The organism is Flavobacterium sp. SLB02, assembly GCF_009664855.1.
Taxonomy (GTDB): Bacteria; Bacteroidota; Bacteroidia; order Flavobacteriales; family Flavobacteriaceae; genus Flavobacterium.
On the sequence record NZ_CP045928.1, the window covers coordinates 2031409 to 2057840 of the forward strand.

24 protein-coding genes are annotated in these 26432 nt (G+C 33.4%); 9 read left to right on the forward strand and 15 right to left on the reverse strand.

Annotation, left to right across the window (positions count from 1 at the left end):
• Positions 1 to 18: 18 nt before the first annotated feature.
• Positions 19 to 930: an OmpA family protein gene (locus tag GIY83_RS07750; protein WP_208686149.1), complete on the reverse strand. Its 912-nt coding sequence runs from the start codon at positions 928 to 930 to the stop codon at positions 19 to 21.
• 201 nt (positions 931 to 1131) lie between these two features.
• Between GIY83_RS07750 and GIY83_RS07755 the strand changes: the two genes are divergently transcribed.
• Both GIY83_RS07755 and GIY83_RS07760 read left to right on the forward strand, forming a co-directional pair.
• Positions 1132 to 1608 carry a CYTH domain-containing protein gene (locus tag GIY83_RS07755; RefSeq protein ID WP_194618224.1) on the forward strand — a complete coding sequence of 159 codons (477 nt, stop codon included), beginning with the start codon at positions 1132 to 1134 and terminating at the stop codon, positions 1606 to 1608.
• Positions 1609 to 1612: 4 nt separating this feature from the next.
• Positions 1613 to 2581: a YpdA family putative bacillithiol disulfide reductase gene (locus GIY83_RS07760; RefSeq protein WP_208686151.1), complete on the forward strand. Its 969-nt coding sequence runs from the start codon at positions 1613 to 1615 to the stop codon at positions 2579 to 2581.
• Positions 2582 to 2680: 99 nt separating this feature from the next.
• Here the strand turns inward: GIY83_RS07760 and GIY83_RS07765 are convergent, their stop codons facing one another.
• Positions 2681 to 4249: a YdiU family protein gene (locus GIY83_RS07765; RefSeq protein WP_208686153.1), complete on the reverse strand. Its 1569-nt coding sequence runs from the start codon at positions 4247 to 4249 to the stop codon at positions 2681 to 2683.
• A gap of 110 nt (positions 4250 to 4359) precedes the next feature.
• On the reverse strand, positions 4360 to 4893 hold the full coding sequence (gene msrA, locus GIY83_RS07770; RefSeq protein ID WP_208686155.1) for a peptide-methionine (S)-S-oxide reductase MsrA: 534 nt from the start codon (positions 4891 to 4893) through the stop codon (positions 4360 to 4362).
• A 179-nt stretch (positions 4894 to 5072) separates the two neighbouring features.
• Between msrA and GIY83_RS07775 the strand changes: the two genes are divergently transcribed.
• The gene (locus GIY83_RS07775) at positions 5073 to 6560 is read left to right on the forward strand and encodes an aminotransferase class V-fold PLP-dependent enzyme (RefSeq protein ID WP_194618228.1); all 1488 of its coding nucleotides are present in this window, start codon (positions 5073 to 5075) and stop codon (positions 6558 to 6560) included.
• A 361-nt stretch (positions 6561 to 6921) separates the two neighbouring features.
• On the opposite strand, the gene GIY83_RS07780 is transcribed toward GIY83_RS07775, so the two are convergent.
• From GIY83_RS07780 to GIY83_RS07805, 6 genes are all read right to left on the reverse strand, one after another.
• A complete protein-coding gene (locus GIY83_RS07780) occupies positions 6922 to 8664 on the reverse strand; it encodes an APC family permease (RefSeq protein ID WP_208686157.1) in 1743 nt (580 codons plus the stop codon).
• Between the two features lie 121 nt (positions 8665 to 8785).
• Positions 8786 to 9256: a nuclear transport factor 2 family protein gene (locus GIY83_RS07785; RefSeq protein WP_208686159.1), complete on the reverse strand. Its 471-nt coding sequence runs from the start codon at positions 9254 to 9256 to the stop codon at positions 8786 to 8788.
• Positions 9257 to 9307: 51 nt separating this feature from the next.
• Positions 9308 to 9832 (reverse strand): hypothetical protein, encoded by a 525-nt coding sequence (locus tag GIY83_RS07790; RefSeq protein WP_208686161.1) that lies wholly within the window; start codon positions 9830 to 9832, stop codon positions 9308 to 9310.
• 9 nt (positions 9833 to 9841) lie between these two features.
• On the reverse strand, positions 9842 to 10318 hold the full coding sequence (locus GIY83_RS07795) for a hypothetical protein (protein ID WP_208686163.1): 477 nt from the start codon (positions 10316 to 10318) through the stop codon (positions 9842 to 9844).
• 6 nt (positions 10319 to 10324) lie between these two features.
• Positions 10325 to 11002 (reverse strand): peptidoglycan DD-metalloendopeptidase family protein, encoded by a 678-nt coding sequence (locus tag GIY83_RS07800; protein ID WP_208686165.1) that lies wholly within the window; start codon positions 11000 to 11002, stop codon positions 10325 to 10327.
• Between the two features lie 12 nt (positions 11003 to 11014).
• A complete protein-coding gene (locus GIY83_RS07805; RefSeq protein ID WP_208686167.1) occupies positions 11015 to 11680 on the reverse strand; it encodes a spermidine synthase in 666 nt (221 codons plus the stop codon).
• A 65-nt stretch (positions 11681 to 11745) separates the two neighbouring features.
• Here GIY83_RS07805 and GIY83_RS07810 point away from each other — a divergent pair, with 65 nt between their 5' ends.
• Positions 11746 to 12315, forward strand: coding sequence for a 1-acyl-sn-glycerol-3-phosphate acyltransferase (locus tag GIY83_RS07810; RefSeq protein WP_208686170.1), 570 nt, complete (start codon positions 11746 to 11748; stop codon positions 12313 to 12315).
• A gap of 65 nt (positions 12316 to 12380) precedes the next feature.
• On the opposite strand, the gene GIY83_RS07815 is transcribed toward GIY83_RS07810, so the two are convergent.
• Positions 12381 to 12833, reverse strand: coding sequence for a helix-turn-helix domain-containing protein (locus GIY83_RS07815; protein ID WP_194618236.1), 453 nt, complete (start codon positions 12831 to 12833; stop codon positions 12381 to 12383).
• A gap of 312 nt (positions 12834 to 13145) precedes the next feature.
• Here GIY83_RS07815 and GIY83_RS07820 point away from each other — a divergent pair, with 312 nt between their 5' ends.
• The 4 genes from GIY83_RS07820 to GIY83_RS07835 all read left to right on the forward strand — a co-directional run bounded on the left by GIY83_RS07820 (position 13146) and on the right by GIY83_RS07835 (position 18080).
• Positions 13146 to 14300: a M14 metallopeptidase family protein gene (locus GIY83_RS07820; RefSeq protein ID WP_208686172.1), complete on the forward strand. Its 1155-nt coding sequence runs from the start codon at positions 13146 to 13148 to the stop codon at positions 14298 to 14300.
• A gap of 77 nt (positions 14301 to 14377) precedes the next feature.
• On the forward strand, positions 14378 to 14857 hold the full coding sequence (locus GIY83_RS07825) for an Lrp/AsnC family transcriptional regulator (protein WP_008468989.1): 480 nt from the start codon (positions 14378 to 14380) through the stop codon (positions 14855 to 14857).
• Positions 14858 to 14944: 87 nt separating this feature from the next.
• Entirely contained in the window at positions 14945 to 17530 is a 2586-nt protein-coding gene (locus GIY83_RS07830) for a phosphoenolpyruvate carboxylase (protein ID WP_194618238.1), read from the forward strand.
• A gap of 34 nt (positions 17531 to 17564) precedes the next feature.
• Positions 17565 to 18080, forward strand: a complete 516-nt coding sequence (locus GIY83_RS07835; protein ID WP_194618239.1) for a DinB family protein — start codon at positions 17565 to 17567, stop codon at positions 18078 to 18080.
• Between the two features lie 364 nt (positions 18081 to 18444).
• On the opposite strand, the gene recQ is transcribed toward GIY83_RS07835, so the two are convergent.
• From recQ to aroB, 5 genes are all read right to left on the reverse strand, one after another.
• On the reverse strand, positions 18445 to 20553 hold the full coding sequence (gene recQ, locus GIY83_RS07840) for a DNA helicase RecQ (protein WP_208686173.1): 2109 nt from the start codon (positions 20551 to 20553) through the stop codon (positions 18445 to 18447).
• Positions 20554 to 20695: 142 nt separating this feature from the next.
• Positions 20696 to 21103, reverse strand: coding sequence for a DNA primase (locus GIY83_RS07845; RefSeq protein ID WP_208686175.1), 408 nt, complete (start codon positions 21101 to 21103; stop codon positions 20696 to 20698).
• Positions 21104 to 21110: 7 nt separating this feature from the next.
• Positions 21111 to 22079 (reverse strand): deoxyhypusine synthase family protein, encoded by a 969-nt coding sequence (locus GIY83_RS07850; RefSeq protein ID WP_007811609.1) that lies wholly within the window; start codon positions 22077 to 22079, stop codon positions 21111 to 21113.
• A gap of 108 nt (positions 22080 to 22187) precedes the next feature.
• Positions 22188 to 23591: an arginine decarboxylase gene (locus GIY83_RS07855; protein WP_194618242.1), complete on the reverse strand. Its 1404-nt coding sequence runs from the start codon at positions 23589 to 23591 to the stop codon at positions 22188 to 22190.
• Positions 23592 to 23889: 298 nt separating this feature from the next.
• Positions 23890 to 24957, reverse strand: a complete 1068-nt coding sequence (gene aroB / locus GIY83_RS07860; protein ID WP_208686177.1) for a 3-dehydroquinate synthase — start codon at positions 24955 to 24957, stop codon at positions 23890 to 23892.
• Between the two features lie 271 nt (positions 24958 to 25228).
• Here aroB and GIY83_RS07865 point away from each other — a divergent pair, with 271 nt between their 5' ends.
• Entirely contained in the window at positions 25229 to 26398 is a 1170-nt protein-coding gene (locus GIY83_RS07865) for a proline dehydrogenase family protein (RefSeq protein WP_208686179.1), read from the forward strand.
• The last annotated feature ends 34 nt before the right edge of the window (positions 26399 to 26432 follow it).

Consider the following 26432-nt stretch of genomic DNA (forward strand, 5'->3'; position numbering starts at 1 on the left):
TAGTATATTTTTGATTAATTATTTGATTGTAATTACAGTTCTTCTGTTGTTTGCTTTTCCTTCAGCAGTTGTATTTTCACCTATAGGTTCATCCGGACCTTTTGAGTCAGTGGTAATACGGCTGCCATCGATACCTTTTTTAGACAGGTAGTTTTTAGAAAATTCGGCACGTTTTTGTCCAAGTACAACATTAGAATCGCGGTTTCCAACATTATCACTATGTCCAACGGCCAGAATAACCGCATCTTTAACGTGTTCCATATATTTAACCAGATCTGCTACTTTTTGTTTTTCCGCGTCGGATAAATTGTTACTGGATTTATTGGTGCTGAAATGTAAGATTAGCGGATCACCATTGATTTTATCTTTCAAAATAACCCATTCATCAGTAACAGCAGGAGAAGCTTCCATAGCTTCAAACTTATAGTCAGCAGGTCCTAAAAGAGTATCCTTGCTTGTTTTCCACGTATCTACTATCTCGCCTTTTGTATTAAACTGAGAAGCCGATAATCCTTTCGAAACAAAATACTTCTTAATGTCATTTGCCCTTGCAAGACCAAGATTTTCAAAAGTGGTAGAGTTTGTTTCATCAGAAGTAGCATAACCCGTTATCGTTATTTTTTGCTTAGGATTTGCAACCAAAAATGTTTTAAGATTTTCAATTCCAATTGCTACAGAATCACTAACAGGCAGGACTACTGCAAAACTGTTTTTAAGGAACTTGATGTTATCATTACTATGATAATCAATTCCGGAACCATTTAGAATAAAAGGGACAATAACTGTCTCCTCAGCCACAACTACCGATACTTTTTCAGTATCAACCGCTGGTGTTTTAATAATGCAATTGCAACAGAATTTCACATACAAAAAAGTACCCAAAATGATTGTTATTGCAATGCCTAATAGATAAAGTGCTTTTTTAGACATAAGTGATGAAATTAAGATTCAATCAAATTTAACAAAAAAATAGATACATAATGCATTAATAATCAGTTATTTCGAAGTTATATATCTAGTTTTAAGTCGGTTATAGAATTTAGCTAAACAGCTACGGTTTTGTTGAATCTCAATTTATAAGACTGAATTAAATTGAGTAACTTGCATAAAAATTAAATTGAGACAATAAAAATGGTCGAAATAGAAAGAAAGTTTCTTGTAAAATCGGATGATTTTAAAGAACAGGCTTTTACCCGAAATAATATCGCGCAGGGATACTTGAGTTCTATTCCTGAAAGAACTGTTCGGGTTCGAATAAAAGGAAATAAAGGCTTTATTACGATAAAAGGAATTGGTCAGCAGGGAGGAATGTCCCGTTTTGAGTGGGAAAATGAAATTCCGCTTGACGAAGCCCAAGAGTTACTTAAATTATGCGAAAAAGGTAAAATAGAGAAAACCCGTTTTGAAGTACAATCAGGAAAACACATTTTTGAAGTAGATGAATTCTACGGAGAAAATGAAGGTTTAGTAATGGCCGAAATCGAGTTGGAATCTGAAACAGAATCCTTTGAAAAGCCTGACTGGCTGGGCGAAGAAGTAACAAATGACAAAAGATACTATAACGCTTATTTGAGTAAAAATCCTTTTAAAAGCTGGGAAAAGCAATAGAGTTATGACAACACAATATGATTTGATCATCGTTGGAGGCGGCCCTATAGGTCTGGCTTGCGCGATCGAAGCACAAAAGAAAAATTTACGTTATTTGATTATTGAGAAAGGCGCGATTGTAAATAGTATTTTCAATTATCCATTGTACATGACTTTTTTCTCGACAGCAGAAAGGCTTGAAATTGGCGATATTCCGTTTAACTGCCTAGCTCCAAAACCCGGTCGTCAAGAAGCTTTAGAGTATTATCGAAATATTCATCGTTATTTTAATTTTTCAATTCATTTGTTTGAAAAAGTAAATCAAGTGCTGAAATTAGAAGATCAATCTTTTAAAATTACAACCGATAAATCTTCGTACAAGTCAAAAAATGTAATAATAGCAACAGGTTTTTATGATATTCCGATTGAAATGAACGTAAAAGGCGAAGAATTGCCTAAAGTACGTCATTATTATAAAGAAGCGCATGAATATGCTTTTAGAAATGTATTAGTCGTAGGTGCCAATAATTCCTCTGTTGATGCTGCTTTAGAATGTTGGAGAAAAGGAGCAAATGTTACGATGGTGATTCGTAAAAACGAAATTAATAATCGGGTAAAATATTGGGTAAAACCTGATATCGAAAACCGAATCGCCGAAGGAAGTATCAAAGCTTATTTTGAATCGAATATTACTGAAATTGGAGAAAATGAAGTAGAAATAAAAACACCTGACGGAAAAGTGACTATAGAAAATGATTTTGTTCTTGCATTAACAGGATATAAACCAGATTTAAGTTTTCTGGAAAAAATAGGGATCGAGTTATCTAATGATGAATTAAAAACTCCTCATTACAATCCTGAAACTATGGAAACCAATATTAAAGGTTTATTTTTAGCAGGCGTAGTTTGTGGCGGAATGCAAACACACAAATGGTTTATCGAAAACTCTCGTATTCATGCCAATATGATTGTAGATTATATTACTTCCAAATAGAAAAAGTTTGTCACGAATTTCACCAATATACACTAATTATTTTTTTTAACATCGAGATTAAAATTAGCGTATATTGGTGAAATTCGTGGCAAAAAACTTTTAAGAACTACAAGAAAGCATAGAACAACCTACTTTAGATCGTGCCCAATCCGGGCGTTTCGCGAACCATTTTTGATATTCAGGCTGTTCATCATAAGGCTTTTGCAATAATTTGTAGAGTTCATCAGTTAAAGAATAATCTCCCTGATCTGCTGCGTCAATTGCCAATTGCGACATATAATTTCGAAGCACATATTTAGGATTCACAGCATTCATTTTTTGTGAACGAACTTCATCTGATAAAGTTTCAGTATTTAAACTTTCGATATAAACTGTAAACCATTTTATCCAGGCTTCTAAGATTTCTCCTGAAATTTCTTCCGGCTTGTAGTAAGCATCATTTACTTTTTTTATTGCATTTTGTGGGGTATCTGATTTTAGAATTTGACTTAAATTTCTAAAAAAAATAGTCATATCTGTTTCCGATAATTGTAAAACAGTTTCTAAAGCGGTAATTAAATTACTATCAGTTTCAGTCGAAGTAAATATTCCTACTTTGCTCAAAAACATTGTTTTATAGTCAGAAGCATACTCATTAATAAACGATTCTAATATTTTTTCTAAAGGCTCAGCTTCATTAATTAAGGGATAAAGAGCATTTGCTAATTGATACAAATTCCATTGTGCAATTTGAGGCTGATTCCCAAAACGATATCTTCTGTTTTGGCTGTCCGTAGTATTAGGTGTCCAGTTGGGATCGTAATTTTCTAACCAGCCATATGGGCCGTAATCGATTGTGATTCCGTGAATTGACATATTATCTGTATTCATTACACCGTGCACAAAACCTACACGTTGCCAATGCAAAATCATTTCACGTGTTTTATCTGCAACCGTTTGAAAGAATTGTAGATATTGCTCTTTTGGTTCTCCTTTTATTTCGGGGAAATAATGTTTGATATTGTATTCTACAAATTGCTTTAGATTTTTGAGTTCGTTGCGCGCTGTCAGCATTTCGAAACTTCCAAAACGAATAAAGGAGGGAGCAACACGACAAACAATCGCGCCTTTTTCGTAAGCCGGATTTCCGTTGTATAAAATATCACGCAAAACTTCGTCACCGGACAGCATTAGCGAAAGCGATCGGGTAGTGGGAACCCCCAAATAATACATGGCTTCGGCACACAAATATTCTCTGATAGAAGAACGTAAAACAGCCAAACCATCAGCAGTTCTGGAATAAGGTGTTTTTCCGACACCTTTTAACTGAAGCGTGAAAAATTCATTATTATGTTCTACTTCGGTTAAGTTGATAGCACGGCCATCACCCAATTGTCCAGCCCAATTCCCAAACTGATGCCCGGCATAACACATAGCATACGGACGCGTTTCCGGAAGAATTTCTTTTCCTGAAAAGGCATCCAAAAAAGCTTGTGACTGAATTTCATCTTCAGCAATACCTACTAATTCAGCCACTTCTTTTGATGCGTGAATAAGTTGAGGATTCGAAGGTTTTGTTGGATTTACATAAGAGAAAACAGCATTCGAAACCTGACGAATTTCATTTGTTTCGTTAGCATCTGCAGGTAATTCAGCAGTAAATCGATTATTTATTTTTAAATTTTTCATTAGAGTTTTTATTTTTAGCCACAGATTACACAGATTAAAATGATTTTTAAAATGTTAAAATTAGATTTAAAAAAAAACTTTTAATCCTTTAATCTGTAGCAAAACTTTATTTAGTCAACTAGTTTATGATCATACATTTTCTTTAGTTTTTGCACTTTCGGGTCAATAACGATTTGGCAATAACGCGCATCCTGATTATTGTTGTAATAATTTTGATGGTCGTCTTCGGCATTGTAAAATACCTCGAAAGGCACTAATTCCGTAACAACTGGATCCTTATAGAATTCTTTTGCTTCTATAAAGACTTGTTCCGCGATTGCTTTTTGTTCTTCATCATGGTATAATACTATAGAACGATATTGCGTACCAACATCTGCTCCCTGACGATTTAAAGTTGTGGGATCGTGGCTGGTCATAAATATAAAGATCAAATCATGATATGAAATTATGTCAGGATCGAAAGTGACTTGTATCACTTCAGCATGACCGGTTCTGCCAGTACAAACTTCACGATAAGGAGGATTCTTTATAAAACCTCCTGAAAATCCTGACTTTAATGATTTTATTCCTTTTAAACGCTGAATTACAGCTTCAATACACCAAAAACATCCACCACCAAAAGTAGCTACTGCCGAATTTTTCATAAACGTATTGTTTAGTTTTACTTGCCCTATTAATCCGATAGAATATTATGAAAAATTATTAATAAAACAATGTTTTAATTAAATATACCAAACGGTTATTGAAAGTTTGAAGTTTACAATTGATAAATTCGCAATTTTATAAAAAAGCAATATATTTGCAATCAAACTCAGACACACTAATGAATAGCAAAAATAATACCATCACCTTAGAAACCTATTTTCAGGATTTTAGAAAGCATATTGTTGGAATTGATCAGGAATTTACTTCTCCATATGGCAAAAAAAAGATCATTTATACAGATTGGACTGCCAGCGGAAGGTTATATCGACCAATTGAAGAGAAACTTTTGAATGATTTTGGACCTTTTGTAGCAAATACTCATACGGAAACTACTGTGTCAGGTACTGCCATGACAAAAGCGTATCATCATGCCAGAAACATCATAAAGCGTCATACCAATGCCAGTAAAGATGATGTTTTGATTACTGATGGAACGGGAATGACCGGTGTTGTCAATAAATTTCAGCGTATTCTGGGACTTAAAGTTCCTGAGAATCTAAAAGATTTCATTACTGTTCCTGCAGAAAAAAGACCAATTGTTTTTATTTCGCATATGGAGCACCATTCGAATCAAACGTCCTGGTTGGAAACAATTGCTGATGTAGAGATTATACCGTCTTGCGAAAAAGGGCTTTTTTGTCTGGATAATTTGGCTTTATTATTAGAAAAATATGCTGACAGAACAATTAAAATTGCTTCGATAACTTCCTGCTCGAATGTTACAGGTTTAAAAACTCCTTTTCACGACGCAGCAAAATTGATGCACCAGCATCATGGTGTTTGTTTTGTGGATTTTGCCTGTTCAGGACCTTATGTCGAAATTGATATGCATCCTGAAGATCCGGAAGCGTATCTTGATGCTATTTTCTTTTCGCCGCATAAATTTTTGGGCGGACCCGGAACTTCTGGCGTTTTGATTTTTAATAAAAAATTATACAATAACATGATTCCTGATTGTCCGGGTGGAGGAACCGTAAGCTGGACAAATCCTTGGGGTGAACATAAGTATATTGACAATATAGAGGATCGCGAAGATGGCGGAACTCCTGGTTTCCTTCAGGTTATTAAAACTGCTTTGGCTATTGAGCTAAAAGAAGAAATGGGAATTGAAAACATTCTGCAACGTGAACACGAGATCGTTGATTATGTTTTTGATGCCTTGGATCCGGTTTCAAATATTAAAATTTTAGCAGGACAACATCAAAATCGTTTGGGTGTAATTTCGTTTTTTATTGAGGATCTTCATTTTAATTTAGGAGTAAAATTACTGAATGATAAATTCGGGATTCAAACCAGGGGAGGTTGCAGCTGTGCCGGAACTTACGGACATTTTTTGTTGCACGTAGATCAGGAAACTTCTAATAAACTGGTGAATGAAATTACGATTGGGGACTTGATCAAAAAACCGGGATGGATCAGAATGTCGATTCACCCAACGACAACTGACGAAGAAATTGCTTTTGTGTGTGAAAGTATTAAGGATTTAGCAGAGAACCATAAAAATTGGGCTTTGGATTATTCTTATAATAAAAACACAAATGAGTTTATTCATAAAAATGCTAACTCGTTTGAGGATGAATTGGTTGCCGGTTGGTTTAGATCTTAATTTTTTTTGAAAGCTGAAAATTTAACCGCAAAGAACGCAAGAATCTTTTTATTGGGTTGAAAATAATCTCGTAAAAAAACTTTGATCATTGCGAACTTTGCGGTTAAATTCGCCACGAATTCACGAATCTACACGAATTTTAAATTAAAACTTAAAAAAAATCTGCAAAATCTGCGTGAAAAAAAAAACTTTGCGTCTCGGCGTGCTTTGCGGTAAAAGTCAATCTAGTACTTATAAATGATAAATTTCTCGACTAGCCTCTATAGAGACGGTATCCTTTGAGAGGAACGAACAAAGATAAAGGCGAAAGCGGGACTAAATGCCTTGAAAAACCTCATTTTTTCTGCTCCTTAAAAATCTATTACATAATCAAACGAACTCCGCCGAGATCTGAAACACGGTACGAAAACTTATTTCCGGGTGAGCCTATGAACATAAAGTTTTTGGGGATTTTCCACTTTTTGGATAATTCGTCGATGATTTCTGGACCAAAAACACCTTTAATTTCGAGATATTCGAGATCAATTTCGTCGTAAGCGCGATCCAGAACTTCAAGATCTTTTATCAAGGCTTCGTTTCTTGAAGTGTTGTTTGTTACGTATACGATTTTCAATTTATTGGTGGTTTCATTTCCCTGAACATATTGCAGGACTTTGTTGAGAATGGCAATATCATCGCCTTTGGTAAAAAAGACAAATTCCTGCGAATTTATCTCAACGCTCATTCGCTGCAAATAACGATTACTGAGAATTACTATTTTTCGTAATGGCTGATAGAAATATTCTAAAGCTTCGATGAGTAATCGAATTAGAATGACACGGTTTAGCATGATTCCGATAAAAATCAGGGATGGAACCATATATTTTAAGAAGGTATAAAAAGAATTGATGTTCAGTTTCATGTTGCCGATGAAGGCAGCTATGATAAAGGAAACAGCGATAACAACTGTAATTCCTCTTGCGCGCTCAGGTCTTGGTAATTTTTTGCGTTTGAATTTGAGCAATAAATTTCCAATTCCGAATAGTGCCATTACGGCCAGAAATGAAAAAGTATACACTCCGGCCAAAGATTCTAAATGTCCGCTGGTAGCAAAAAGTACGGAAATACATAAAACCAGAAAACTGATTACAATTCTATAATGCGAACCTCTTTTGTTTTGTTTTAGAAAATAATTGGGTAGAATTCTGTCTAAGGTCATTCGGTTTAATAATCCTGAAACTCCAACAAATGAGGTTAATACGGCTCCACATAAAACTAAAACTGCATCGATAGAAATGAGCCACGCTAACCATGATCCACCGGTAGTTTGTCCTAAATGGGCGAGAAGGGATTCTTTATTGGCGCCAACTTCGGTTAGCGGAATAATACTGATTAATAATATGGCAATTACAGGATTGAAGAAACTTACGATTGCCCACATATTTCTAAGCGTTTTTGGAAAAACTCCTGGCTCTTGTTCTTCGACAAAATTGGCAGAACTTTCGAAACCTGAAATTCCGAGCATGGCTGCTGAAAATCCTAAAAACAAAGCGGTTTTGATGTTTCCGTAAGCTATAGGTGTTTCCCAATTGATGTGAAAAGTTTCTAAGCCATTGTTTAAGATAAACCAAAGCGAGGCAAACACCAGTAAACTTAAAGTCGCTAAATGTGTGATAAAAATGATGACGGCCACAAAAGCTGATTCGCCAATTCCTAAAATAGCAAGTCCTGTAAAGAGGATTAGAACGACGACTGTTGCAATTGTTACATTTAAACTTTCGAAGATTCCGTGTAGATAATGCATGCCTTCTGAGGCCGAAATTACTGCTGTTGCCATATATGACAAAACGGTTAGTGTCGCAGCAAGGGAAGCCAGCCGTTTGGTTGATGTGTTTAATAAAACGTTGTAAGCGCCACCGTTTAAGGGGATTGCGCCCACAACTTCGCCGTAAATTTTTCTGAATAAAAATAAAACAACTGCCACTATTAATAAGGAGATCCATGCATATTGACCAGCGTATAAAATAGTTAACGCCGAAACATATAAACAGGAGGAACTAATATCGTTTCCGCAAATTGACGTTGCCTGTAATTGATTTAGTTTTTTGTGTACAAGTTCTTTCATAGTTACTCAAGATTAAAACACGATTAAATCAACAAAAGACAGAAACAAGCAATTTAAAATCGAAGGCAGATAATTCAAGTAAAAAAAATAACTAATATTTTGAATTTCGAAGTTATTGGAATTATTTAGATTCCTGAAACTTTTTGAGCGACAGCAGGGCCTGGTCCTGAATTTTCTTCTGAAAAAAACCTGTCCATCCTAATAAATATCCCATTGGGCCAAAAGCTTGTTTTGACCATTTCCAAACATCAAAATTATCGGTATGTTTGATGATTAATCCGTCCTGAAAAGCAAATTCAGCAGTAATTGTATTGATTACTTTTCTATTGGTTTTACTAAAATTATAGGTAGCAACCCATTTTGCAGAGCCTGTAAAATCATCGGCTTTTACATCTGAAAATTCTATTTTGATATTGCCTTTGCTTTTTAAAATAAGCATTTCCCACATTTTAGAAACCTGATCTTCTTTTAGTAAGCCAAAAGCGGGATCTATAAAATGAATTTTAGGATGGTAGCATTCGCTCATGGTTTTAGCATCGGCGTTTGCAAAAGCAGTATAGAATTTGGTAATTAAAGCCTCGTTAGGATTCATAGGTATTATATTAGAGTATAAATATAAGATTTATTAGATTAAATAATTTATTTATAAAGCACTAATTGCTGCGGCAGTGTCAAATGATTTTTTAGATTTATCGAAGGCTGTAGAAAAATAATCCTTTTTATTAGAGGCTGTAAAATATCCCGTTTGGTCGCCAAAGGCATTTGAGTTTCCGGTAACTATAAAGCGAATTCCTTTGATGTCATTTTTTTTCAATTTTATCATTTCTGACGGAGTGAAATAATAATAGGATGATGTTGTGCCTTCAGCACTTTCATTTACTTTTTTATCAACGCAGGGAATGACATCTGCATTTGCTAAATCAACATATAAACCACCGGAAATTCGGGTTTTATCGTTAGCAGTCTTAATGGTTATTTTTAAAACGCCTCCTTTTTCTGTCTTTGCAATCTGAACATTTGCTTCGCCCGTGTAAACATATTTTTCGCAAATGAAAGTATAATTTTCTGTTGCTGGATAAGGTTTAGAACCTTTTATGCTCATAGTTTCCTGAGCGTTTGCAAATGTCGAAATCAACAGTAATAAAAAAAAAGGCAGTTTTAAATTCATAATTGTATTTTATTGTTCAGTTAGTTTAGAATCAAATTTTTCATCCCAATCCATTGATTTTATGGCAGAAACCAAATTGTCTTCATTTACAAAAACGCGCAATTCTTTATTGGCTACTTTCTTTGTGTATAAGGCGTGATAGCGGTAAACTACTTCTTGTTTTGTTTTGTAAACGCCATCTAGTTTTAAATCTATAAAGCTTCCGTAATACTGTCTAAATCTCTGACAGGTTTTTGTTAAACGCTCTTCGGTTGTGTTTTCTCTAACCGAGGTCGTAACTTCTGTGTCATTAAAAGGTTTAAACTTTGATGTATTACAAGTTTCTAAAACTCGTTTTCCTAACTCGTAAGCTTTTTGTTGTTGATTGGCATTGATTTCTGAACCAGAAATTTTCTTAATCTTTAAATCTTCAGTATCTCTGCTAACGGTTTTCGATTTACACCCAATTAACAACAACAAACATATAATCAATCCTGCTTTCTTCATAACTATTTAAGTAATTTTTAATAATAAGTTGGGGTCAGGACAATTTTCTATATAAAAATTCAAATCATTTGTATTGCAAACTCCCGGATAATCTCCGTTATACTCTTCGATATTTTTTATGATCTGAAAGTGTACATGAGGCGCATAATCGCCGTTTACACTTGAATCTCCAAGGGTTCCAATTTTTTGACCTTTATTAAAAAATGTCCCAACACTAAGGTTTTCTATACTTTCTAACGATAAATGTCCGAATAAAGTATAAAATTTTTCATTTTCGACGATGTGTTCCAAAATAATGGTCGGGCCATAATCTCCCAAACCAATATTGTTTTTAAAGCTGTGCACTTTTCCGCTAAGCGGTGCCAAAACCGCAGTACCTGCTTTTGTCCATAAATCGAGACCAATATGAATATTGCGTTCCGGAATAGAATCATTTTTGAAAATCGTACTTCGTTGGTACAAGGTACGACCTTCTATATAACCGCCATAGGCGACTTCGGCATTATTTTTTTCTAAGTAATTAAATATAAATGTTTCAAATTCAGTTGCATTCCCAGGTTTTTTCTCCATCAATTCGTGATTCGTTACAGATAGATCTAACGGAATGTATTTTGAAAGGTGAATATTAGAGTCAATTACTTTAGTAGGTGGTAAGGCTTTTAATATGGAGACAAGAGGTTTCATAAAATTTAATTTTTAGACGACTTTTTCGATAATTATTAATTCGTTATGTACTTCTATGCGGGGCAGCATTTTTGAAGTAAAAAATTCTGAGTTTATTTCTGAAATATATTTTCTATTACGAACATTATGAGCTTCATCTAAAATCATGGTATTAAAGAGTACAAATCCATGATTTTTTAAAAGAGAGCAAATGCGTTCGCTAAAAAAACTTTCAAACAAAAAGTTGGGCATTTTTATATCTTCAAAAATATCAATAATAATGAGATCATATTTGTTTTTTGTTTTTAAAACAAATTCGAAAGCATCATCAATTACAATTTCCAGTTGTTTTATCTGATCAAGGCTGAAGTACTGATTGGCAATCTGAATAATTTCTGAATCAATTTCGACACCTGTAATTTTGCCTTTATATTCAATTTCGTCTACAAGGGTTTTAATGACGCTCCCGCCGGCAACTCCTAATAAAAGAATGTGATCCATTTTAAGAATGGCATTGTAACCTATGTTTCTAAGACCGTATCTTAATATGCGTTGTAAACTTCCGTATGAATAATTGGTATTTTCAGAATCCAGAACCAGCTCACCATTGGCCCATGTAACTTCGATAATTTTACTTCTTTCTGATTTTTTCTTGAATATTTTTATTGGAATGATATAACTGAATAATTTTTGAATCATTTTTAAATGCTTTTACTCAAATTTACCATTTAAATCTTTTATTTTGCAACACAAAATAAATTTTAATGAAAAAACAGTTGTATAAATTCATCTTTTTTAAGCTAATGGGCTGGAAAATAGTAGGAATTGAAAATGCGGAAGTGAAAAAATGTGTGATGATGGTGATGCCCCATACAAGTAATCATGATTTTTATTTAGGAATATTTACCCGTGGCATTTCAGGACTGGAAATGAACTGGGTCGGAAAGAAGGAATTATTTAAGTTTCCGTTTGGATATTATTTTAGAAGCGCAGGAGGAGAACCTCTGGATCGTTCGGGAGGATTGAATAAAGTAGATTCGATTGCGGCTATTTTTGACAGAAAAGAAGTTTTTCGTCTGGCTGTTGCGCCCGAAGGAACCCGTAAAGAAGTAAAAGAAATCAGAAGCGGATTTTATTATATTGCAATTAAAGCAAATGCACCTATTGTCCCGGTTGCTTTTGACTGGGGAAAGAAAGAAGTGAGCTTTGCAAAACCATTTTATCCAACAGGAAATTACGAAGCAGATCTTATGATTTTAAAAAAACATTATAAAGGAGTCGTAGGTAAAATTCCTGAGAATGGCTTTCAGTTGCAAATTTTCGATGTTTTTTAAGTTACGTGAGAATCGTTTAAACGAAAAATATTTTCATTTTTTTTGAAATATGCGATTTTTTCGATCTACGGATTATAGGCCTTGAAGGTTCCGTTTTTATAAAAAATAACAATTTTCTCCATTTCACTCTCTTGAGAACTTAAATTTTGATTTTTAATTTCTGGAGAAATTCTTATTTCGGTTTTTTCAGCTTCTTTATATTGAATAGCCGAAAATAAATCTCCGCCACTTATATTTTCATTTGAAGAAATAGGAGCAGGATTTTTTGTCGTTTCTACAACTTCTTCATTGTTTTTAGGAAAACTTCCTTTTCCGTTCAAAATCCAATACAGGTCAACATCAGGAAAAACTTCCATAATCTTCATCACAAAATCCAAGCTTGGTTTGTTTCTGCCAGAAAGTAGGTGAGACATACTAGAACGCTGTACGCCAATTTTATCAGCAAACGAAGAGGCATTTAAGGCATAATAGTCAAGTATTATTTCAAGACGTTTTACAAAATCATCGATGTTTACCATTGTAAATTATTGTTTTTAAAACCGTTGTTTACAAATGTAACTAAAAGAATCTAATAAAGCAATTTTACAGTTGTAAATTATCAAAAGTAAGGTATAATGTATTAATTATAACTTTAACTAATAGTACATAAGTAACTAATTACAAGTTATTTGATGTTGTTTGATTAAAATTATAACATTTGTCAACTCCTGTGTATACTAAATGATTAATAATCTTTAAAATCTTGTTTACAATTATAAATTATCTTTATTTTTAACTGTTTACAATTGTAAAAATAAAGATGTTTACTTTTGTAAACTAATCAAAAGACAATGAATTTAGAAGAATTATTTAGCCAATACAAAGAGAAAACAATAGAAGGTCGTTATCTAACATTAGATCATATTAAACCCATATTAGATAAACTAAATACTAATAATCAAGTACAAATAATTGGAAGATCGGTTTTAGACGAACCTATATATAGTTATCAAATTGGAACCGGAGAAACGCGTATTTACCTTTGGTCACAAATGCACGGAAACGAAAGCACGACCACAAAAGCCTTGTTTGACTTTATTAATGTCTTAAACAGCGGATCTGAGATTGCAGAGAAAATACTTAATACCTTTACCTTTTACTGCATTCCTATTTTAAATCCAGACGGCGCAAGGCTTTATACAAGGGAAAATGCCAATAAAATTGACTTAAACAGGGATTCACAAAACCTTACTCAACCTGAAAGCAGGGTGTTAAGAGAAGTTTTTAAGACCTTTAAACCTCATTACTGCTTTAATCTGCATGATCAGCGTACTATATTTGGTGCAGGAGATACTGGAAAACCTGCAACCGTTTCATTTTTAGCACCTTCTTATAATGAAGAAAGAGAAGTAAATGAAAACCGTTTAAAAGCTATTAATGTGATTGCCGGAATCAATGATGTATTACAAAAGCACATCCCGGGACAGGTGGGCCGATTTGATGATTCATTTAATATCAACTGTATAGGGGATACGTTTCAGTTTTTAGGAGTACCAACAATTTTATTCGAAGCAGGTCATTTTCCTCATGATTATGACCGCGAAATCACTCGAAAACTCATATTTTTCTCACTTTTTTCAAGTTTTAAACTCATTAGCGAAAACGATTTAGTTGATAACAGAATTAATGATTATTTGAATATTTCACAAAATAAAGTCGTTTTTTATGATTTTATGTATAAAAATATCAAAATAAATTATGATGGTATCGAAATTATTACGAATTTTGTCGCACAATACAAAGAAGAATTGATTGAAAATAAGATTCATTTTAACGCTTACATAGTTGAAACGGGCGAATTGGAAAATTATTTTGGACATTATGAATACGATGCAAAAGGCGCAATTTATTCTGATGACTTTAGTGGTTTTCCGAAATCGAATCAAAAAGCAGATTTTTATTTAAATAAAAATGTTAAATTTGTTAACGGATTGATAAAAAGTTAATTTTTATGTGAATTTGTTGTTTTTTATATATATTTTTATACTTTGTAATAGCAATTAGTAATATTAATTAAAGAATTATGAGTAAATTTCGTTTAGATGAAGTAGATCACCAGATTTTAGATATGTTAATAGACAATACGAGAGTTCCGTTTACTGACATTGCAAAAAAACTATTGATATCTGCTGGTACAGTGCACGTTAGGGTTAAGAAAATGGAAGACGCAGGAATAATAATGGGTTCTTCATTGGCTTTGGATTACGATAAATTAGGGTATTCATTTATTGCATACGTTGGTGTGTTCCTTAATAATACGTCTCAAACTAAATTTGTATTAGAGCGAATCAATCAAATTCCGTTCGTAACAGTAGCTTCTGTAACGACAGGAAAATTCAATATCTTTTGCAAAATTAGAGCAAAAGATACTAAGCACGCAAAAGAGGTTATCTTTATGATAGATGATATCGATGGTGTTTACAGAACAGAAACTATGATTTCATTAGAAGAAAGTATCAACGATAAGAAGCGTTTGATGCATACTATTTTTAAAAATATGTAATTTTTTCTTGAATGCTATATTAAAATATAACCTCAAGTTTATTCTTGGGGTTTTTTTATGACTAATTAACCACAACTACAATAGATTATGTACACGTTACCAAAAATTGAACGCTTTAATCAAGATGTTCTTTCAAAATACCACATTTACAATAGTGTATTTATAACATTGCCTTTTGATTCTATTGATAATACAGGAGCGCTACTTCCTTTATTTACAGAGACATGCGAAACGGGATTTAAAAAACAAGAAACACCAAAAGAAATATTCGATTTCTTCTCTAATCGATATTTAAACAATGCAACTGAGACAGATAAGATCGATTTAATGTTTCGATTTATCCAGTATACAGAACGTCAGATTGTATTGTTTGATGCCATTGAAGATGCTGCTTTTCCGGAAGTTAATAATATGGAAGGCCGCGGATCTTTGCGTGATATTAAAGAGAAATCAGACGCTAAAGAGAAAGACGATGAATTGATCGAATTCTTAGAAAATTTTAATGTCAGAACAGTTCTAACAGCGCATCCAACGCAATTTTACCCGGGACCGGTTCTGGGAATTATAAACGATTTGACCGAAGCTATTCGTTTGAATGATTTATTAAAAATAAAAGAATTACTAGCGCAATTAGGAAAAACACCTTTTATTCAGAACGAAAAACCAAATCCTTACGATGAAGCAGTTAGTTTGATCTGGTATTTAGAGAATGTTTTTTACGCTACTTCAGGCGAAATTGTTCATTATTTACAAAAGAACATTCTTCAGGGAAATGCTATTCAGAATCAATTAATAAAGTTAGGATTCTGGCCAGGAGGAGATCGTGACGGAAATCCTTTCGTTACTACTGAGATTACTTTGAAAGTTGCTGAACGTTTACGTACTTCAATTTTAAAGTGTTATTATATCGAAATGAGAAACTTAAAACGCAAGTTAACTTTCTCAGGAGTAGATACTTTGGTGTCCGAACTTGAACATAAACTTTATCGTTCTGTTTTTTATTCTAAAGGAGAAATTTACATCACTTTAGATGAATTATTGACACAATTAAATCTTATTCGTGATATCATTATCGAAAAACACCAATCTCTTTATTTAGATGATCTGGAAGCATTTTTGGTAAAAATTAATCTTTTCGGTTTCCATTTTGCTACTTTAGATATTCGTCAGAATAGTAAGATTCATGATGCCGTATTTAAAGATGTAGTAAATCATTATTTAAATTCTGGTTCTCCGATATTTCCATCAAATTACTTTGAATTATCTGAAAGTGAAAAATTAATTGTTTTATCTAAAGTGAAGGGAGAATTAAATCCGGCTGATTTCGAAAATGAAATCACCAGATCTACTTTAGAATCCGTTCAGGCAATTAAAACAATTCAAAAAGCTAATGGTGAGTTTGGTGCTAATCGTTATATCATTAGTAATAACGAAAGCGCATTGAATGTAATGGAGACTTTTGCTATGATCAGATTGAACAATTGGGAAAATCCAACTGTAGATATTATTCCGCTTTTTGAATCTGTTGATGATTTGCAAAATGCGCACCATATTATGGAGCAATTGTATACCAATCCTGAATATTCAAAACATTTGCAGGAAAGAGGCAACAAGCAAACAATTATGTTAGGTTTCTCTGACGGAACTAAAGATGGTGGTTACCTAATGGCAAACTGGAGTATTTATCAGGCAAAAATTGCTTTAACCGAAATATCCAGAAAATACGGCATTAAAGCGATTTTCTTTGACGGACGCGGTGGACCTCCAGCTCGTGGCGGTGGAAAAACACATAAATTTTATGCTTCTTTAGGGCCAAAGATCGAAAATAATGAAATTCAGATTACGGTTCAGGGACAAACGATTAGTTCTAATTTTGGAACTTTGGATTCTTGTCGTTATAATATCGAGAATTTATTGACTGCCGGTGTAACCAATCAGGTATTTAGTAAAGAGAAAAACGAATTGAGTGCAGATGAAACTCAAATTTTAACGCAATTGGCTGATTTAGGTTATGAGAAGTACCTAAGCTTTAAAAACCATCCAAAATTCATTCCGTATTTAGAGAAAATGAGTACGTTAAAATATTACTCAAAAACTAATATCGGAAGCCGTCCATCTAAAAGAAGTAAATCTGAATCATTAGATTTTGCTGATTTAAGAGCGATTCCTTTTGTAGGTTCATGGAGTCAATTGAAACAAAATGTACCTGGATTTTTTGGAGTAGGATCAGCGTTAAAACATTTTGAAGAATCAGGACAATGGGATAAAGTACATGATTTGTATCATAATTCTTTATTCTTTAAAACATTGCTTGAAAACAGTATGATGTCGTTGGCTAAATCATTTTTGCCGTTAACAGCTTACATGAGAAATGATCCTGAATTTGGTGAATTCTGGCAAATTATTTACGATGAATTCCAGGAAACAAAACGTTTATTACTTAAAATTGCAGGACATAAAACGCTTATGGAAAACTATCCTGATGGTATAGCATCGATTCAGGTAAGAGAGCGTATTGTATTGCCATTGTTAACAATACAACAATATGCTTTGTTAAGAATTAACGAACTGAACAAAGAAAATGAGATTGATGAAGAGTTGGTAAAAGTATATGAAAAAATCGTGACGAGATCACTTTTCGGAAATACTAATGCAAGTAGAAACTCTGCATAAATTTGATTGAAAGAACTGCAAAAAAAATATAAATATGAATTCAAATCAGTTATTGGAAACAGAATATTCAGGTCCTTTTGCGAATTATGTCCGCGAAGCCGGAGAAATTAATCTGATCGAGGAATTAGAAATTTCTCTTCATGATTTTATTCGATTTGTTCAAAATATTCCATTAGATAAATTTGACTATCGCTATGCCGAAGGTAAGTGGACGATTAAGGATATCATTCAGCATTTGATTGATTGCGAGCGTATTTTTGCTTATCGTGCTTTGCGTTTTTCAAGAAATGATAAAACCGCATTACCAGGATTTGAAGAAAACGATTATGTTGACAATACCGCTGCAGGCAAAAGAAGTATTCAGGAATTACTAACTGAGCTTTCCGCGCTAAGACATTCAACTTTATTGTTTTACAAAAGTTTATCTGAAGAGCAACTTAAAAGAGTTGGAACGGCTTCAAACCATCAAATTTCTGCAGGTGCTTTGGGTTTTGTGATTATCGGACACCAAAAACACCATCAGAAAGTTTTTGAGGAAAGGTATTTATAGATCTTAGATTATTGATATAAAAAAATCCTGTGAATCAACTTCACAGGATTTTTTTTTGTTTTTTAAGTATGGAGGCTTCAGTTTGTCATCCCGAGGAACGAGGGATCTACGCAAGAAACTCCGCAAGCAAAATTACCAATCTTTGTCGAGCTACTTATGTAGATCCCTCGTTCCTCGGGATGACAACTAGACGAAAACATTATTATGAAAACAATTGCCCTAGCTCCGATAGAAGTAAAAATCCTTCTGTGGCGGTGTTCGCCACAAAAGATTGGAATGCATAGCGGGATTAGCTCCTGAAAATCTGCATTAACTAATCTTTGTCGAATTTTTTAGTGACATTGCTTCGTTCCTCGCAATGACATTACTTATTCCTCTCGACAATAGCTAATCCAAATCTAATTTTATCATACGACATTTTTTCTTCAAAATAATCATAATAAGATCGTAGAGCTGTTGGGTATTCTAGTTCTACTTGTGCTTTGTGAAGCAATTTTACTTCATCATCAGAAACAAACTGACTTAAATCGATATCATTACCGTCGACGTATAATTTTGCTAAATGTGAAACAATCGTCGTTTGTCCGAGGTTTCTTTTTCCTGCAATTTCTTCAACTGTATCACCACTTTTGAACATCTCTAAGGTTGTTTTATAGGTGTTACCTTCTTTTTTAGCTTTTGCAATTGTTTTTTTTGCATTTTCATAATACACAATCGCATCTATAAATTCCCGACCGTATTTTTCCAGTTTTACTTTACCAACACCATCAATTGCCAGAAATTCTTCGTCACTCATAGGACGAAAAGTTTCCATATGTCTTAACGCCGCATCACTAAAAATAACATAAGCCGGAACTTCTTCATCTTTAGCAATTTCATAACGTAATTTTCGAAGTATTTCAAAAAGAGAACTTTTTGCTGCTTTGGTTTTTGTTTCCTTGATTTCGTTTTTATCAATTACTTTTTTAACGACCGTATTTAGTTTTACTTTTTCACCTTCGAATAAAACTTTTTTCGCAAAAGGAGTCAGTAGGATTTTATTATGCTGATGAAAGGCAATTTCACAATATCCTAAATTGATCAACTGAATTAAATACTGATTCCAGTCGTACCATGAAATGTCAGCGCCAATTCCGTACGTTTTTAAGCTTTGATAATTTTTTTCGTAGATATACGCGTTTCTCGAGCCGCGCAGAAAATCTACAATTACCGCCAAAGGCTCAGATTCCTGTAAACGGCTAATAGCCGACAATGCTTTTTGCGCGAGAATCGTACCATCGAAAAAAGTTGGAGGATCTTTGCAAATATCGCAGTTACCGCAATTCTCTTTTACGAGTTCACCAAAGTAGGAAAGCAGAATTTTTCTTCTACAGCTCAAAGCATCGGCATATTGTTTCATTCTTTCCAGTTTTGCCAGCTGAACATCTGAGTTCAATCCTTCTGATGCAAATTTCTGAAGCTGAATTACATCAGCATAACTTTCGAACAAAACAGTTTCGGCAGGTAATCCGTCACGACCGGCACGACCAATTTCCTGATAATAGCCTTCGATATTTTTAGGTAAATTATAATGAATTACCCAACGAACATTCGATTTATCAATTCCCATTCCAAATGCAATGGTAGCACAAACCACCTGGCAATCGTCGTTTATAAACTCGTCTTGCGTTTTCGCTCGAAGTTTATTTTCTAAACCGGCGTGATATGCTTTTGCTTTAACACCGTTTTTTTGTAGTTTTAATGCAAGTTCTTCGGTAGTTTTTCGGCTTAGGCAGTAAACAATTCCGGATTCATTGGGTTTATTTTCTACAAAATCAATGATTTGCTTTACACGATCTAGTGCAGGGCGAACTTCGAGACTTAAATTTTTTCGATCAAAAGAAGCTACAAAAGTTTTTGGGTTCCTTAAATTTAGTTGTTTTGTAATATCTGTTCGGGTTGCTTTATCAGCAGTTGCAGTCAAAGCCAGAACAGGAGTAGAAGGGAAGCGGCTTTTTAAATACCCTAAATTAGTATAAGCCGGACGAAAATCGTGTCCCCATGAGGAAATACAATGCGCTTCATCAATCGCTATTAAACTGACTGTCAATTCATTAAACACAACATCCAGATAAGACAGACTTTCCGGTGCAATATAAACGAGTTTGAATTTGTTCGATTTTAAATTATCGATATAAAATTGCTGCTCCTCGCTTGATTGACTGCTATTGATATAACAAGCATTGATTCCGTTGGTTTTTAAACTGTCTACCTGATCTTTCATCAGGGCAATTAAAGGAGATATAACAATCGTAATTCCTGGTAAAACCAATGCCGGTAATTGAAAACATATCGATTTTCCTCCACCAGTAGGCATTATTGCTAAAGTATCCTGACCTGAAAGTATCGTATTAATGATAGTTTCCTGATTGGGTCTGAATTTTTCAAAACCGAAATTTTCTTTTAGTTTGGCGTGTAAAATTTCTGAATTCATAGGGCTGATATTTACTGATCATTAAATATAATAAAAAGTTTAAATGTAGTATTTTTCTTATATTTAAAAAATATGATTTTGCGCAATTAATAAAAAAAGGAACCCGAATAGAGTTCCTTTAGTTTATTTTGAAAGATAAGAATTAATCTTCGTCGTCTTCATCATCTTCGTCAGCAATATCATCTGGATCTTTATCCTCATCGTCATCATCATCTCCGCCGTCAGTATCTGGTTTGTCTATTGCATCATCGTCATCGTCATCATCAATATCTTCATCAAGATCAAGACCTTTTACCGGTTCGATTACATCAACATCTACGTCGATATCATCGTCTTCATCGTAATTCTCGATTCTGTCAGCAAGTTTAGTACTAATTTTTACTAAATAAATAGTGTCTTCAGTACGAACTTCAACAGCTTCGATCAATTCGTTTTTAGCATTTCTAAAACGGATTACATCCGAATCATCATAACCATCAGGAAATTTTTCTACCAAAAGGTTCAAAATTTCGTTGGTAAGTTTAGCGTAGTCTACTATAACTCTTTTCATAAATATCCTATAAATCTAATAAGTAAGCAAAAATTAACGGAGCAACAATTGTAGCATCCGACTCAATAATAAATTTTGGAGTTTTAATATCTAATTTACCCCAAGTGATTTTCTCGTTTGGAACTGCTCCTGAATATGATCCGTAACTTGTTGTTGAATCTGAAATTTGACAGAAATAACTCCAAAACGGAATATCATGCATTTCCATATCCTGGTACAACATTGGCACCACGCAAATAGGAAAATCTCCTGCAATACCACCACCAATTTGGAAGAATCCAATTCCGTTCGTGCTATTTTTTGGATACCAATCAGCAAGGAATGTCATGTATTCGATTCCTGATTTCATGGTAGAAGCTTTTAAGTCTCCTTTGATCACGTATGAAGCAAAGATGTTCCCCATCGTACTATCTTCCCAACCTGGTACAATAATAGGTAAGTTTTTCTCTGCAGCTGCATACATCCAGCTATCTTTTAAATCTATTTCGTAATATTCTTCTAAAACGCCAGATAACAACATTTTATACATGAATTCATGCGGAAAATAACGTTCTCCTTTGTCATCAGCATCTTTCCAGATTTTATAAATGTGTTTTTGTAAACGACGAAATGCTTCATGTTCCGGGATACAAGTATCTGTAACACGGTTTAATCCTCTTTCAAGTAAAGCCCATTCGTCTTCTGGTGTTAAATCACGGTAGTTAGGCACTCTTTCGTAGTGAGAGTGTGCTACTAAATTCATGATATCTTCTTCTAGATTGGCTCCAGTACATGAAATAATCTGTACTTTATCTTGTCTAATTATTTCGGCAAAAATTTTACCAATTTCTGCTGTACTCATAGCGCCAGCCATACTTACCATCATTTTTGCACCATTTGCCAATTGTTGTTCGTATGCTTTTGCAGCATCAACTAAGGAAGCAGAGTTAAAGTGTAAATAATGTTTTTCAATAAACTGACTGATTGGTCCTTTCATTTTGTTTTTGTTTTTTTTGTTTTTTTTTGAATTAAAAGTTTAACCTTTTAGATGGTACTGCAAATTAATAATTTTATAGATATTAACATTTAATTTACAGGTTTTTTTTTATACTTTTTTAGTATAACCTAAAATCTTCAATACATCGTCAGAAGTTTGCTGTTCTGAGAAAACTTCAGTGGCTAAAATGCCGTTTTCGTCGCGATCTATTAAAATATGTTTAGGCTGCGGAATCAAACAGTGGTGTAAACCTCCGTAACCTCCAATGGTTTCCTGATATGCACCAGTATTAAAGAAACCAATATATAATGGCTTTTCTTTGTTGTATTTAGGCAAATAAATAGCGTTCATATTTTGCTCTGAGTTGTAATAATCGTCACTATCACAAGTCAAACCTCCTAATAAAACCCGTTCGTAAGTATCATTCCAACGGTTCACCGCCAGCATGATAAAACGTTTGTTTATAGCCCAAGTATCCGGCAAAGTAGTAATGAAAGACGAATCGATCATATTCCATTTTTCTCTATCATTTTGTTGTTTTTGATACAAAATCTGATAGATAGCGCCACCGCTTTCACCTACAGTAAATGATCCAAATTCAGTAAAAATATTAGGAACATCAACTTCGGCTTCATCGCATGCTATTTTGATCTGATTGATAATTTCATCAATCATGTATTGGTAATCATATTCGAAAGCCAATGAATTTTTAATTGGAAAACCACCTCCAATGTTCAAGCCATCAAGAGTAGGGCATTCCTTTTTAAGTGCAATGTATACTTTGATACATTTTACCAACTCATTCCAGTAATATGACGTATCGTTTATCCCGGTATTGATAAAAAAGTGAAGCATTTTAAGCTCTAATTTATCATTTTCCTGAATTTGTTTTTTATAGAACGAAACTATGTTTTTGTATCCAATACCTAATCTTGATGTATAAAACTCAAATTTAGGCTCTTCCTCAGCTGCAATACGAATTCCAATTTTGAATTTCCCCTTAATTTCAGCCTGCAACAAATCCAGTTCTTCATAATTATCAATAATCGGAATAGTATTTTTATGTCCGTTATTGATTAATCGTGCAATATTACTGATGTATTCGTCTCTTTTAAAACCATTACAAATGACATAAGTACTTTTGTTGATTTTACCATTTTCAAGCAAATTCTCTACAATATTAACATCAAAAGCTGATGATGTTTCGATGTGAATGTTATTCTTGAATGCCTCATTCATAATATATTCAAAATGAGAGCTTTTCGTGCAATAACAATAGTAGTATTTTGCTTCGTATTTGTTTTTTTCCATCGATTTTCTGAACCAGGCTTTTGCCTTGTTGATGTTTTCAGAAATCTGTGGTAAATAAGTAAATTTTAATGGTGTACCGTATTGTTCAACCAATTTCATCAAATCAATATTGTGAAATTGTAAGTTGTCTTTGTTTAATTTAAATTCCGTTTGTGGAAAATAGTAAGTTTGATTAATTAGATCAGAATATTTTGTATTCATTTATTTTTCGATATTTAGAATTGTGATTTTTTAATTTAGTAAACTGTGCTAAATCTAAAATTCAAACCCTAATATTCGCAAATACAATTTGCAGTTTTTCGTGTTCTGCTTTTGAACATTGAAAAACATCAAAACAAAGCGGACTTTTACTATTATAAAAACGGTTCAACATCCTTAGTAAGGAACTATTGAGTCGGTTTCTATAAGAACTGAATTGTCTTTGTTTATTGTTTGTTTTCATCGTGGCAAATGTAAAAAATAATATATACCTAAAGCAAAGCTTTTTATTAAAAAAAGTTTAAGATTTATAATCTTGAAACGCGTCTAGAATCAATTTATTTTCAACGGATTGATTAATTTTTATTTTTCCGATTCCTTCAATTAAGGCAAATTGAATCAAACCGTATTCATTTTTTTTGTCGTGAATCAGCAATTCAAGGATCGGATCGATGTCATTTTCTTCTATTACAACATCGTCATAAATGCTTTTAATCGCCGTTTTAATTTCGGCATATTCTTCTGCCGTGATTAAGTTTTTATGCAAAGAGATGTAACTTTCCAAAATCATTCCAATTGCAATGGCTTCACCGTGTAGCAATGTTTTTTTGGATTCACTTTCTAAAAAATAACTTTCTATAGCATGACCTAATGTGTGACCAAAATTCAATGCTTTACGAATATTTTTTTCTGTTGGATCCTGAATTACAATATCATTCTTAATTTCTACAGAACGATAGATTAATTCATCAAAATCAGCGAAATCAATGGCTTTTAAATCTAAAAATTGTTTCCAGTATGCTGCATCATATATAAGGCCATGTTTTAGCATTTCGGCCAATCCTGAACGCATTTCGCTTTGTGGTAAAGTTTCAAGATACTGAGTGTCAATTAATACCATTTGAGGTACATTGATTACACCAATTTGGTTTTTAAGATTCCCTAAATCTACTCCGGTTTTTCCTCCTACAGAAGCGTCAACCATAGATAATAGGGTAGTTGGGATGTTTATAAAATCTACTCCGCGTTTGAACGTTGAAGCTACAAATCCTCCTAAATCAGTTACAACGCCGCCACCAAGATTAATGACAAGCGATTTTCTATCGGCGCCAAGTTCTGTAAGTACTTTCCAGATTTCAATACAGGTTTCGATATTTTTATTGATTTCACCCGATTCAAATTCAATAATTTCTATTGTTAAATCAGTTTCAAGTAAAGGCAAAAATTTTGGTAAACAATACTCATTTGTTTCATTATCAACTATAATAAACAAATTAGAGTATTTATTTTCTTTTAAATGGTTATTTAGGACTTCGTAAGCATTTTGGTTAAAATGTACGAGATAATTATTAGCTTGAATAGATTGCATATTTCTGTAGTTAATTGAAAGCGCAAAATAAGGCATTTTTAACTAAATAATATTCAAAGTTTTGTTCTAATTTGTTTTAAAATGAATGATTCTAATTAAGGTTTAGGTTATTTGTTTCTAATTTTTTAAAACCAATATTTCATAATAAAGTAAACTCTTACTTAATAAATTAGGTTATGACATAATTTTGTTATCAATATTCAAAATTATGCTATGTTTTAGTAAATAATATTCAAAACTCTATCTATATTTGCACAAAAAACTGACCTTAATGGAAAAAATATTCGATAACACTCAAGTTGCATTTTCGTTAAAAAGCGATACAGAACTTGACAGAGCTTATTTTCTTTTTAAAATGATCGACAGCCAGCCCTTGGTAAGAATAGGAACTGCTGTTACCAATTTTGCTATAAAAGCAAATCTTCCGGTAGAAGGATTAATTCGTGCAACTGTTTTTGACCACTTTTGTGGTGGTATAAACGAGAATGACTGCCTTAGTGTAGTAGACAAAATGTTTACCAAAGGTGTTTCGTCTGTATTGGATTATTCTGTTGAAGGAAAAGAAGAGGAAGAGCAGTTTGATGCGGCATTAGAAATGACTTTAAGAACAGTTGATTTTGCCAAAGAACGCCTTGCAATTCCGTTTGCTGTATTTAAACCAACTGGTTTAGGACGTTTTGAATTGTATGAGAAACTGGGTGAGAAACAAACTTTAAATCCGGCTGAACAAGAAGAGTGGAATAGAGTAGTAGCCCGTTTTGACAAAATATGCAGTGAAGCGCATAAAAAAGATGTGGCATTATTAATTGATGGTGAGGAAAGCTGGATGCAGGATGCTGCTGATGATTTGGTTACCGAAATGATGCGCAAATACAACAAAGAAAAAACCATAGTATTCAACACGTTGCAAATGTACCGTTGGGATCGTTTGGATTACCTGAAAAAGCTGCATGAAGTTGCCAAAAAAGAAGGTTTCTTTATCGGAATGAAGCTGGTTCGTGGTGCTTATATGGAAAAAGAAAACAAACGCGCGGAAGAGAAAAATTATGTTTCGCCTATTTGTGTTTCTAAAGAAGCTACAGATATTAATTATGATGCTGCTGTACATTATATGCTAGAGCATTTAGAAATAATGTCAATTTTTGCAGGAACTCACAACGAATTGAGTTCTTATAAATTGATGGAAATGATGCAGGAAAAAGGAATTACCAAAAACGATAATAAAATCTGGTTTGGACAATTGTACGGAATGAGTGACAATATTAGTTACAACCTTGCCGAAAACGGTTATAATGTAGCGAAGTATCTACCATTTGGACCTGTAAAAGATGTTATGCCGTACTTGATTCGTCGTGCTGAAGAAAATACTTCGGTAGCTGGGCAAACAAGTCGCGAATTGTCTATGATTAAAGCAGAACGCAAACGTAGAAAAGGGAAGTAGATTTTAGATTTTACTATATAAAAAAACTCCATTT

Excerpts from the sequence above, each read along its gene's own strand:
- GIY83_RS07750 (WP_208686149.1), bottom strand. The coding sequence starts at position 930 with ATGTCTAAAAAAGCACTTTATCTATTAGGCATTGCAATAACAATCATT.
- GIY83_RS07765 (WP_208686153.1), bottom strand. The coding sequence starts at position 4,249 with ATGAAAAATTTAAAAATAAATAATCGATTTACTGCTGAATTACCTGCA.
- GIY83_RS07755 (WP_194618224.1), top strand. The coding sequence starts at position 1,132 with ATGGTCGAAATAGAAAGAAAGTTTCTTGTAAAATCGGATGATTTTAAA.
- recQ (WP_208686173.1), bottom strand. The coding sequence starts at position 20,553 with ATGAATTCAGAAATTTTACACGCCAAACTAAAAGAAAATTTCGGTTTT.
- GIY83_RS07865 (WP_208686179.1), top strand. The coding sequence starts at position 25,229 with ATGGAAAAAATATTCGATAACACTCAAGTTGCATTTTCGTTAAAAAGC.
- GIY83_RS07790 (WP_208686161.1), bottom strand. The coding sequence starts at position 9,832 with ATGAATTTAAAACTGCCTTTTTTTTTATTACTGTTGATTTCGACATTT.
- GIY83_RS07795 (WP_208686163.1), bottom strand. The coding sequence starts at position 10,318 with ATGAAGAAAGCAGGATTGATTATATGTTTGTTGTTGTTAATTGGGTGT.
- GIY83_RS07775 (WP_194618228.1), top strand. The coding sequence starts at position 5,073 with ATGAATAGCAAAAATAATACCATCACCTTAGAAACCTATTTTCAGGAT.
- GIY83_RS07820 (WP_208686172.1), top strand. The coding sequence starts at position 13,146 with ATGAATTTAGAAGAATTATTTAGCCAATACAAAGAGAAAACAATAGAA.
- GIY83_RS07845 (WP_208686175.1), bottom strand. The coding sequence starts at position 21,103 with ATGAAAAGAGTTATAGTAGACTACGCTAAACTTACCAACGAAATTTTG.
- aroB (WP_208686177.1), bottom strand. The coding sequence starts at position 24,957 with ATGCAATCTATTCAAGCTAATAATTATCTCGTACATTTTAACCAAAAT.
- GIY83_RS07815 (WP_194618236.1), bottom strand. The coding sequence starts at position 12,833 with ATGGTAAACATCGATGATTTTGTAAAACGTCTTGAAATAATACTTGAC.
- GIY83_RS07855 (WP_194618242.1), bottom strand. The coding sequence starts at position 23,591 with ATGAATACAAAATATTCTGATCTAATTAATCAAACTTACTATTTTCCA.
- GIY83_RS07800 (WP_208686165.1), bottom strand. The coding sequence starts at position 11,002 with ATGAAACCTCTTGTCTCCATATTAAAAGCCTTACCACCTACTAAAGTA.
- GIY83_RS07805 (WP_208686167.1), bottom strand. The coding sequence starts at position 11,680 with ATGATTCAAAAATTATTCAGTTATATCATTCCAATAAAAATATTCAAG.
- GIY83_RS07835 (WP_194618239.1), top strand. The coding sequence starts at position 17,565 with ATGAATTCAAATCAGTTATTGGAAACAGAATATTCAGGTCCTTTTGCG.
- GIY83_RS07850 (WP_007811609.1), bottom strand. The coding sequence starts at position 22,079 with ATGAAAGGACCAATCAGTCAGTTTATTGAAAAACATTATTTACACTTT.
- GIY83_RS07830 (WP_194618238.1), top strand. The coding sequence starts at position 14,945 with ATGTACACGTTACCAAAAATTGAACGCTTTAATCAAGATGTTCTTTCA.
- GIY83_RS07810 (WP_208686170.1), top strand. The coding sequence starts at position 11,746 with ATGAAAAAACAGTTGTATAAATTCATCTTTTTTAAGCTAATGGGCTGG.
- msrA (WP_208686155.1), bottom strand. The coding sequence starts at position 4,893 with ATGAAAAATTCGGCAGTAGCTACTTTTGGTGGTGGATGTTTTTGGTGT.
- GIY83_RS07760 (WP_208686151.1), top strand. The coding sequence starts at position 1,613 with ATGACAACACAATATGATTTGATCATCGTTGGAGGCGGCCCTATAGGT.
- GIY83_RS07785 (WP_208686159.1), bottom strand. The coding sequence starts at position 9,256 with ATGAATCCTAACGAGGCTTTAATTACCAAATTCTATACTGCTTTTGCA.
- GIY83_RS07780 (WP_208686157.1), bottom strand. The coding sequence starts at position 8,664 with ATGAAAGAACTTGTACACAAAAAACTAAATCAATTACAGGCAACGTCA.
- GIY83_RS07825 (WP_008468989.1), top strand. The coding sequence starts at position 14,378 with ATGAGTAAATTTCGTTTAGATGAAGTAGATCACCAGATTTTAGATATG.